At 61.4% G+C, this 9,511-nt stretch carries 11 protein-coding genes and 2 tRNA genes; 6 read left to right on the top strand and 7 right to left on the bottom strand.

Translation table 11 applies throughout. From position 1 onward, the window contains the following. Positions 1 to 514, bottom strand: a 514-nt coding sequence (locus NKI16_RS23820) for a GTP-binding protein (protein WP_287331257.1), incomplete at its 3' end; no start/stop codon positions are given. A 271-nt stretch (positions 515 to 785) separates the two neighbouring features. Between NKI16_RS23820 and NKI16_RS23815 the strand changes: the two genes are divergently transcribed. From NKI16_RS23815 to NKI16_RS23805, 3 genes are all read left to right on the top strand, one after another. Beyond that, positions 786 to 1,673: a DMT family transporter gene (locus tag NKI16_RS23815; protein ID WP_352699885.1), complete on the top strand. Its 888-nt coding sequence runs from the start codon at positions 786 to 788 to the stop codon at positions 1,671 to 1,673. Between the two features lie 33 nt (positions 1,674 to 1,706). Continuing rightward, a complete protein-coding gene (locus NKI16_RS23810) occupies positions 1,707 to 2,156 on the top strand; it encodes a GFA family protein (protein WP_352623234.1) in 450 nt (149 codons plus the stop codon). A 105-nt stretch (positions 2,157 to 2,261) separates the two neighbouring features. Then, complete coding sequence (locus NKI16_RS23805; protein WP_352623235.1) at positions 2,262 to 2,921, top strand: peptidoglycan recognition protein family protein; 660 nt, start codon at positions 2,262 to 2,264, stop codon at positions 2,919 to 2,921. A gap of 45 nt (positions 2,922 to 2,966) precedes the next feature. Here the strand turns inward: NKI16_RS23805 and NKI16_RS23800 are convergent, their stop codons facing one another. Continuing rightward, complete coding sequence (locus NKI16_RS23800; protein ID WP_023717513.1) at positions 2,967 to 3,224, bottom strand: GlsB/YeaQ/YmgE family stress response membrane protein; 258 nt, start codon at positions 3,222 to 3,224, stop codon at positions 2,967 to 2,969. A gap of 159 nt (positions 3,225 to 3,383) precedes the next feature. Here NKI16_RS23800 and NKI16_RS23795 point away from each other — a divergent pair, with 159 nt between their 5' ends. Then, the gene (locus NKI16_RS23795) at positions 3,384 to 3,851 is read left to right on the top strand and encodes a YidB family protein (RefSeq protein WP_023680430.1); all 468 of its coding nucleotides are present in this window, start codon (positions 3,384 to 3,386) and stop codon (positions 3,849 to 3,851) included. 166 nt (positions 3,852 to 4,017) lie between these two features. On the opposite strand, the gene NKI16_RS23790 is transcribed toward NKI16_RS23795, so the two are convergent. Both NKI16_RS23790 and NKI16_RS23785 read right to left on the bottom strand, forming a co-directional pair. Further along, positions 4,018 to 4,091: transfer RNA gene (locus NKI16_RS23790), tRNA-Gly, on the bottom strand. Between the two features lie 67 nt (positions 4,092 to 4,158). Then, positions 4,159 to 4,243: transfer RNA gene (locus NKI16_RS23785), tRNA-Tyr, on the bottom strand. A 202-nt stretch (positions 4,244 to 4,445) separates the two neighbouring features. Between NKI16_RS23785 and NKI16_RS23780 the strand changes: the two genes are divergently transcribed. Both NKI16_RS23780 and NKI16_RS23775 read left to right on the top strand, forming a co-directional pair. Further along, entirely contained in the window at positions 4,446 to 5,303 is an 858-nt protein-coding gene (locus tag NKI16_RS23780; protein WP_352570931.1) for a TrmH family RNA methyltransferase, read from the top strand. A gap of 10 nt (positions 5,304 to 5,313) precedes the next feature. Continuing rightward, on the top strand, positions 5,314 to 5,625 hold the full coding sequence (locus NKI16_RS23775) for a hypothetical protein (protein WP_352570930.1): 312 nt from the start codon (positions 5,314 to 5,316) through the stop codon (positions 5,623 to 5,625). A 12-nt stretch (positions 5,626 to 5,637) separates the two neighbouring features. Here NKI16_RS23775 and NKI16_RS23770 read toward each other — a convergent pair whose 3' ends face one another. The 3 genes from NKI16_RS23770 to gcl form a co-directional block, all read right to left on the bottom strand. Then, on the bottom strand, positions 5,638 to 6,522 hold the full coding sequence (locus NKI16_RS23770; protein WP_352623236.1) for a 2-hydroxy-3-oxopropionate reductase: 885 nt from the start codon (positions 6,520 to 6,522) through the stop codon (positions 5,638 to 5,640). Between the two features lie 243 nt (positions 6,523 to 6,765). After that, positions 6,766 to 7,563, bottom strand: a complete 798-nt coding sequence (gene hyi / locus NKI16_RS23765; protein ID WP_352570928.1) for a hydroxypyruvate isomerase — start codon at positions 7,561 to 7,563, stop codon at positions 6,766 to 6,768. Positions 7,564 to 7,586: 23 nt separating this feature from the next. After that, complete coding sequence (gcl, locus tag NKI16_RS23760; protein ID WP_352623237.1) at positions 7,587 to 9,368, bottom strand: glyoxylate carboligase; 1,782 nt, start codon at positions 9,366 to 9,368, stop codon at positions 7,587 to 7,589. Positions 9,369 to 9,511: the final 143 nt, after the last annotated feature.

Below are 9,511 nucleotides of genomic sequence, written 5' to 3'. Positions count from 1 at the left end.
CAAGCGCCGAACCCTTGACGATCGGAATGTCGTCGCCGGGGAACTCGTTCTTGGTCAAAAGCTCACGCACCTCGAGCTCGACCAGTTCGAGCAACTCGGCGTCGTCGACCTGGTCGACCTTGTTCAAGAACACCACGATCGAGGGCACGCCGACCTGGCGGGCGAGCAGGATGTGCTCGCGCGTCTGCGGCATCGGGCCGTCGGCGGCCGACACCACCAGGATCGCGCCGTCCATCTGCGCAGCACCGGTGATCATGTTCTTCACGTAGTCGGCGTGGCCGGGGCAGTCGACATGGGCATAGTGGCGGTTGGCGGTCTCGTATTCGACGTGCGCCGTCGAAATGGTGATGCCGCGCGCCTTCTCTTCCGGCGCCGCATCGATCTGGTCGTAGCGCTTGTATTCGCCAAAATACTTGGTGATCGCCGCCGTCAGCGACGTCTTGCCATGGTCGACGTGACCAATCGTGCCAATGTTCACATGAGGCTTAGTGCGCTCGAATTTACCTTTTGCCATAGTCTCTTTCCTTGGACGGCCTGGGGACGGCCTGGACCTTCAGTTCAGTCGAATGCGGGGCGATTAGCGACTAAGGCCGAAAAACACAAGTGCCTTGTCGCCGAGCGCGCTCGCCCGCCCGAACGCGTGATCCGGTTTCGGAGAATGTGGCGCGGATATAGGAACGAACAAGGGCAAATGGAATGGTTACGGCGGCGGCTGACGGCTTTGCCGGATTTACAGCCGGATCTGGCCCATTGCCGCCCTGGCGCCGGTCTGATTTCGTGGGCCGATGCATTTCATCCCGACTGCCATACGAGGCCCGCTGTTCATGGTCGTTTCGACCGGGTCCTACATCGTCAACGACACGATGATGAAACTCGCAACCGCGGGACTGCCGCCCTATGAGGTGCTGTTCCTGCGCGGCGCTGCGGCAACATTGTGGGGCATTCCGCTGCTGTTCATGCTGGGCTACGGCAAGCAGATCCCGCTGATCCTAGACGCCAAGGTTTTGCGCAGGAACCTGCTCGAACTGGGTGCGATCCTTTGCTACGTGGTGGCGCTCGCCAACATGCAGATCGCCGATTCGACCGCGCTCGGACAGATCACGCCCTTGCTGATGCTGGTCGGCTCCTCGATGCTGTTTGGCGAACGGATCGGCGGGGTACGCCTGGCGCTGATCGGGCTCGGCTTTGTCGGCGCGGTGATGGTGGCACAACCGACAATGCAGGGGATTTCGGTCTACGCGCTGCTGGCGCTAGGCAACGCAGCTCTGTCCGCCGCGCGCGATCTGGCGGGACGCAAGGTCGCCGCCGACGTGCCGGGGATGGTCGTCGCCATTTCCGCGGTGATTGTGGTGCTCGCCGGCGCCGGCGTTGCGCATCTGGTTTCCGAGCAGTGGGTGGTGCCTGAAATCCGTCACCTGCTGCTGATGGGCGGCGCCGGACTGTTCCTGATCTTCGGCCACTTCTTTATCTTCATGGCCTATCGCATCGGGCCGACCAGCGTGGTGGCGCCGTTCTACTATTGCTTTACCGTCTGGGCGGTGATTTCAGGCGTGGTGGTATTCCGGCAGCTCCCGAATGCGCTGGCCATCTGCGGCATCCTGCTGGTGGTCGCCAGCGGGTTGACCATCGTCTCGCTCGACGAGCGAAAGCGCCGGTTCACCGTCGTCGCTTGAAACTGAAATCGGCCTGCACAATGGGAGGAGCGCGTGGCAAGCCCGGATGACAACCAGAATTCACGCAGCCGCAGGCTTATCGGAAAGTGCCTGTGCGGCGCCGTTCAGTACGCGGTAGCGGACGCGTTCATCTATGCCGCGAACTGCCACTGCTCGAACTGCCGGCGCACCACCGGCTCGGCGTTCAAGCCATTCGCCGGCATCGAACGCGACAGGCTGAGCCTGACCAGGGGCGAGGACAATCTCATGATCTTCGGCGACGAAACCGGCCATGACGCGCACTGCAAGACCTGCGGCTCGTTGCTCTATTCGGTGGTCCGCGACGGTGCCTTCGTGCATGTCGCCATGGGAAGTCTCGTCGACGAGCCGACCATCCGCCCGACGCAGCACATCTTCGTCGGCTCCAAGGCGAAGTGGTTCACGATCACCGACGATCTGCCGCAATACAGAGAACACGCGGTCGCCGGAGATGCCGGCGAATAGCTGACCGTTAGAAAACGCTCAACCAAATTATCGTTTCGTTTTCGCGTCGGCCGCCAACGAAACTATACTGTGCTCCGTCACTGAACTTATGTCGCGGGGATTTCTGTGGCATTGCCGCCCGACTGGTTGCCCAATGTTGCGATGAGGCGCGTCATTTGCCATTGGACGGCCGGCTCGCATTCGGCCGGCGATACCGACAGGGATGCGTATCACATACTGGTCGAGGGGAATGGCCGCCTGGTCAGGGGCCGGCCTTCGATCGCGCTCAATTCGAGCCGGGTAAAACCGGGATATGCCGCGCACACGCTCAACTGCAACGGCGGCTCGATTGGGGTTTCGCTCTGCTGCATGGCCGGGGCGGAGGAAAGGCCGTTCGATGCCGGCCGCTATCCGATGACCAGGGCGCAGTGGGACGCGATGACCGCCGTTGTCGCCGAACTCTGCAAATACTACCGCATCAAGGTCACGCCCAAAACGGTGCTGTCGCATGCCGAAGTCGAGAGCAATCTCGGCATCGAGCAGCGCGGAAAATGGGATTTCACCCGGCTGCCCTTCGATCCGACGATCAGCGGCGCAAGCGCCTGTGGCGAGCGGCTGCGCCGGGACGTGACGGCGGCAATGGGCGCGATGCCAAATCTGCCGGTGAGGATTGGGCGCGATGCCGTATGGCAGCGATTGCTCGAGGAACTATGGCCGATCATGGTGAGAGGGCTGGAAGCCGGCCTCAACACGCTGATCCGCGAAATCCTCAAAAGGATCAGATAGGCGGTCGGCATTCGGGTGAATGCCGACGCAATTGCCGAGCGGCTTCTACAGAGCCCTCTTGCCGCTGAACTGGTGATAGGCCCACAGGACCACCACGGCACCGACCACGGCGACGATCAGGCTATAGATGTTGAGCCCGGTAACGCCCGACGCTCCAAAGGCGCTAAAGATGAGCCCGCCGACGATGGCGCCGACGATCCCAAGCACGATATCGAGCACAAGGCCTTGCCCGCTTTTATTGACGATCTTGCTGCCTATGAAGCCGGCGATGACGCCGAGAATAATCCAGCTTAATATTGACATTTTTCCTCTCCGTTCCCCGCACCCGATTACTTCCACATTATTAAGCAAAGCTCAAGCCAACTTGAAAATCATGATTACGGAAAGCTCAAACCGGCTTGAAATTCGCCATGAATGCGTCATTGTTGGAGACGGACGGGCAATTTGACATGGAGATCCACAATGGGACTGTTTGACAATGCCGTTCCCGGCGGCAACGTCGCCAAGCCGCTGATGATCGCGCTCGGCGCACTTTTGGTGGGAAAAATGCTGAGCGGTGGAAGTTCCGCCCAGCCGGAGGCGGCGCAGAGCCCTGCCCCCGTCCCGCCTGATACAACCGCATCCGCCGATGGCGGACTGCTCGGCGGTCTGGGCGGCCTGCTCGACAAACTGAAGGACGCCGGCCACGGCAACGTTGCCAATTCGTGGGTCGGTACCGGTCAGAACCAGCCGATCAACCCCAGCGATCTGGGCAGTGCTCTCGGGCCACAAATCATTCAGGAGATCGCGCAAAGGACGGGCCTGAACCAGCAGGATCTGCTCAAGCAATTGTCCGCGGCCTTGCCAGGGCTTGTCGACCAGTTGACGCCGAACGGGCAGGTGCCGCAGCAGAACCAGCTCGCGTCCATATTCAGCAAATTCGCGAGCTGACGCCTGTCGCCCAACGCCGCCTGCGGTTCGGGACAACGATAACACAGATTAAGATGCGCGTCCGTCTGGACGCGCAACGAATACTTTGAATTATCGGCAAAGCGCTTCGCTTGGCGGTGCCTGCTTCGGCATCGTGCGCGAGGTGCGCCGCGGCTTGGGGGAAATCTGGAGCGGGTAGCGGGAATCGAACCCGCATATTCAGCTTGGAAGGCTGCTGCTCTACCACTGAGCTATACCCGCGCCTTTCAGTCAAGCATCGGATCCGCTCCGACGCTCGCTCTGCGTTTCAGGGCTTCCGGGCCGGCAGTGGTGGAGAGGGTTGGATTTGAACCAACGTAGGCATAGCCAACGGATTTACAGTCCGTCCCCTTTAACCACTCGGGCACCTCTCCAGTCTGCCGCCGGAGCCATGCAACGAGGCATCGACGCGTCGCGGCCGCCAAAGCAGCCCTTCCGCGAAGCGCCTTATGGCGGCAGCGCCCAAAACTGTCAACCGCAACAGCCCGGCAAAAAGCGCTGAATCTCACGCCTCGCCCGACAAGCAGCTTCTGCAGCTGTATCCATGACCGGACGACACGGCTATAGAAGCCGGCCATGAGCAACGATAACAAATCCAAGACCCCTAAAGACACCCACTACGCCAAGCTGCGCCGCGCGCATCGCGACGAGAAGAGCGGCGGCGCGCCGGCGTTCAGGCCACGCCAGCCGGTGCCGCCCGGCGAGAACCCGGCGGATGGGCTGGTGCGGCTCTACGGGCTGCACACGGTGCGGGCCGCACTCGACAATCCGCGCCGCAAAATCAAAAAGATGCTGGTGACGCGCAACGCTGCCGAGCGACTGGCAATCGCCGATCTCGGCGCTTTGCCCTTCAAGGCGGAACTGGTCGAACCAAGGGACATCGACAAGGTCACCGGCTCGGATGCCGTGCACCAGGGCGTGGTGATCGAGGCCGAGCCGCTGAAACCGAAACGCCTCGATGCGCTCGGCGACACCAGGCTGGTGCTGGTGCTCGACCAGATCACCGATCCGCACAATGTCGGTGCGATCCTGCGCTCGGCCGTGGCTTTCGGCGCCGGTGCACTGATCACCACGGCGCGCCACAGCCCGCAGGAATCCGGCGTGCTGGCGAAGTCGGCCTCCGGCGCGCTTGAGCATATCGACCAGATCGAGGTGAAGAACCTCGCCGATGCGCTGGGGCAGCTGCACGAGGCCGGCTTCCAGACGATAGGGCTGGATTCGGACGGGCCGGCGGAACTTGAAACCAGCTTTGCCGGTGACAAGATCGCTCTGGTGCTCGGCGCCGAGGGCAAAGGCCTGCGCCAGAAAACGCGCGAAACGGTGACGACGCTCGCCCGGCTCGACATGCCCGGCGCCATTCGTTCGCTCAACGTCTCGAATGCCGCGGCGGTGAGCCTTTATGCGGCGAGGCGGTGGTTCGCGCGCGGCAAATAGGGCGCAATGCATGTCATTGGATTTTGCCGTTCTCAATCCAGATGGACATATCGATCGATGCGTATCGGTAGGTCCCTCTGCGCATCATGAAATCGTGTCAATCGCAAACCAAAACGCGTTTGAACTCATACTGAAATTCGAAGATTTCTATGAGGACGTCACTCTTCCGATCGAATCCCTACCTTCCTTGACCAAGCAAGTTGAGGCACTTGTGCGAACTGAAGGAATGTCGGAGGAATCCAAAGATTTTCTGAAACGTTTTGCCGATCTCATACGCTATGCGGTCGAACGAAGTCGGCCCATCGAAGGTATTGCAGACTAATTCACTTCACTCTCACCCAACCTCGTGACCAGCCATCCGCTCCAGTGCCCTGACCAGTGCCGAATGATCTTCCTTTGCTCCACCGTTCGCCGCGCAAGAGTTGAACAATTGCTGCGTCATCGAGGTGTTGGGTAGTGCTACCCCAAGCGCCTTCGCGCCTTCCAGCGCCAGATTGAGATCCTTCTGGTGGAGTTCGACGCGAAAGCCCGGCGCGAAGCTGCGCTTGATCATGCGCTCGCCATGCACTTCCAGGATACGCGAGTTTGCGAGCCCGCCCATCAGCGCCTGCCTGACCTTGGCCGGGTCTGCGCCGGCTTTCGATGCAAAAACCAGCGCTTCGGCGACGGCCTCGATGGTCAGCGCGACGACGATCTGGTTGGCGACCTTGGTGGTCTGGCCGACGCCGTTCGGCCCGACCAGAGTGATGTTCTTGCCAAGCTTCTCGAAGATGGGCCTGGCGCGTTCGAAGGCTTTTTCCTCACCGCCGACCATGATGGTCAGCGAAGCCGCCTTGGCGCCGACCTCGCCGCCCGACACCGGCGCGTCGAGATAGTCGCAGCCGAGATCGTTTATCTTTTTAGCGAATTCCTTGGTCGCGATCGGCGAGATCGAGCTCATGTCGATGACCAGCCTGCCTTTAGTAAGGCCTGACGCGACGCCGTTTTGGCCGAACAGCACATCGGCCACCTGCGGCGTATCCGGAACCATGGTGATGACGATGTCGGCCGCGCGGGCAACGGCATCATGGCCGGTGACGGTCTTTAATCCCCTGGCGACGAGATCGGCCGGCGGCTTCGAGCGGTGGTCGCTGGCGACGACCTGATAACCCGCGTCTAGCAGATGCCCCGCCATCGGCGCGCCCATGATGCCGAGACCGATGAAGCCGATGGTGTCCATGTCTTTCTCCGTTTCTTGTTAAGGGGGCGTTCCTGCGCGCCCCCCTCTGGCCTGCCGGCCATCTCCCCCACGAGTGGGGAGATCGGCAGTTCCCGCGCCGGCCCTTAAACGTTCCCGACCTCGAAAATTGGCGAAAGCGGCGGTGACATCCAATCTCCCTCCTTGTGGGGGAGATGCCAAGTTTTGGCAAAGAGGGCAGGCCAGAGGGGGGCGCGCAGGAACGCGACGTGCGATACGTAGCGTCTACGCCGCCGCACTCCCCTGCCCGGCCGCGTCCCGAAACCAGCCAAGCCCGGCTTCCGTCCCCGCCTTCGGCTTATACTCCGCGCCGACCCAGCCGGAATAGCCGATGCGGTCGATGTGGTTGTACAGGAAGGGAAAATTGATCTCGCCCGTCCCCGGCTCATGACGGCCGGGATTATCCGCAAGCTGGATATGCGCGATGCGGTCGAGGTTTGCCTCGATGGTACGGGCGAGATCCCCCTCCATGATCTGCATGTGATAGATGTCGTATTGCAGGAACAGGTTCTTCGAGCCGACGCGGTCGATCAGCGCCAGGGCCTGATCCGAGTAATTCAGGAAGAAGCCCGGAATGTCGCGGGTGTTGATCGGCTCGATCAGCAGCCTGATGCCGGCCTGCTCCAGCTTTTCGGCCGCGAAAGCCAGATTTTCGGCGAAGACGTCTTCCAGCACGGAGCGATCGACGCCTTGCGGCGCGATGCCGGCGAGGCAATTGACCTGCTCGCAACCGAGCGCATGGGCATAGGTGACGACCTTGGCAATGCCCTGCCGGAACTCCGGGATGCGGTCCGGCAGGATCGCGATGCCGCGCTCGCCCTTGGCCCAGTCGCCGGCAGGCAGGTTGAACAACACCTGCGTCAACCCGTTCTTCTTCAACCTGGCCGCGACGACATCCGGCGCATGGTCATAGGGGCCGATATACTCGACGCCCTTGAAGCCGGCGCGGGCGGCGGCATCGAAGCGGTCGAGGAAGTCATGCTCGCCAAAGAGCATCGAAAGATTGGCTGAAAACCGTGGCATGGCAGTAGTTCCTCATATGCGGCTTAATCGAGCATGACGATCGCCGTGGGGGCATCTTCATGGCGTTCGGCAAGCTCCTCGAATTCGGTGATCTTGTCGATTTCGGTACCCATCGAAACGTTGGTGACGCGCTCGAGGATGAATTCGAGCACCACCGGAACCTGGTGCTCGTCCATCAGGCGCTTTGCCTCTTCGAAGGCACCGGCGAATTCCTCCGGCCGGCGCACCCGGACCGCCTTGCAGCCCATCGCCTCGGCAACGGCGACGTGGTCGACGCCGTAGCCCGCCTCAGGCTCGTCTTTCCGGTTGACGTTCTCGAAGGCCAGGCTGACTTCGAAATCCATCGAAAAGCCGCGCTGCGCCTGGCGAATCAGCCCGAGATAGGCGTTGTTCACGACGACATGGATGTAGGGCAATTTGTGCTGTGCGCCGGCCGCCAGTTCCTCGATCATGAACTGGAAATCATAGTCGCCGGACAATGCCACAATTGTGCGGTCCGGATCGGCGGCCCGAACGCCAAGTGCTGCCGGCAGCGTCCAGCCGAGCGGGCCGGCCTGGCCGCAATTGATCCAGTTGCGTGGCTTGTAGACGTGCAGGAATTGCGCCCCGGCGATCTGGGACAGGCCGATCGTGGTGACATAGGTGGTGTCGCGGCCGAACGCCTTGTTCATCTCCTCGTAGACGCGCTGCGGCTTCAGCGGCACCTGGTCGAAATGGGTCTTGCGCTTCATTGTCTTCTTGCGCTGCCGGCATTCGCCGGCCCAGCCCGACCAGTCGCGCAATTTTCCGGCCATCCTCCACTCGGTGGCGACGTCGAGCAGCATCTTAAGCGCCGCACCGGCGTCCGAGACGACGCCAAGGTCCGGTGCGAAGACCCGGCCGATCTGCGTCGGCTCGATGTCGACGTGGATGAATTTCTTGCCCTTGGTGTAGACGTCGACCGAACCGGTGTGGCGGTTGGCCCAGCGGTTGCCGATGCCGAAAACGAAATCGGCTTCGAGCATCGTGGCATTGCCATAGCGGTGCGAGGTCTGCAGCCCGCACATGCCGGCCATCAGGCGGTGGTCGTCGGGGATCGCACCCCAGCCCATCAGCGTCGGAATGACAGGCACGCCGGTGACCTCGGCGAACTCGATCAGCAGATCGGACGCATCGGCGTTGATGATGCCGCCGCCGGCGACGATGACAGGCTTTTCCGCCGCGTTCAGCATCGTCAACGCCTTCTCGGCCTGAGCGCGCGACATTGCCGGCTTGAACGGCACCAGCGGCTCATAGGCATCTATATCGAACTCGATCTCGGCCAGTTGCACATCGACAGGCAAATCGATCAGCACCGGCCCCGGCCGCGACGAGCGCATCAGATGGAACGCTTTCTGCAGCGCCATCGGCACCAGATAGGGTTCCATGACGGTGACCGCCCATTTGGCGAGGGGTGCGGCGATCGCCGCAATGTCGACGGCTTGAAAATCCTCCTTGTTGAGACGCGCGCGCGGCGCCTGCCCGGTGATGCAGAGGATGGGAATTGAATCGGCAGCGGCCGAATAGAGGCCGGTGATCATGTCGGTGCCGGCAGGACCCGAGGTGCCGATGCACAGACCGATATTGCCCGATCTGGCGCGGGTAAACCCTTCGGCCATATGCGAGGCCGCCTCGACGTGACGCGCAAGGATGTGGCGGATACTGCCCCTCGCCTTCAGTGCCGAATAGAGCGGGTTGATCGCAGCACCCGGCACGCCGAAGGCACAGGAGATGCCTTCCTTTTCGAGAACGAGAACCGCTGCGTCGACTGCGCGCATCCTGGCCATGTCAGCCTCCACGGAATTGTTGATAGCCCATGATGCCAGCGCACCAATGATTTTTCAATTTTTTCAGAATATTTTTCCATTTCTAGAAAACAGCTCTTGTTGGTTGAATTGATTGGTCTTTTTGTTTTCCATGAATTCGCTTC

It is taken from the genome of Mesorhizobium sp. M0698, assembly GCF_040320455.1.
Taxonomy (GTDB): Bacteria; Pseudomonadota; Alphaproteobacteria; order Rhizobiales; family Rhizobiaceae; genus Mesorhizobium.
Note: the sequence above shows the minus strand (reverse complement) of the source record. Positions and strands in the feature narration are given on the sequence as shown.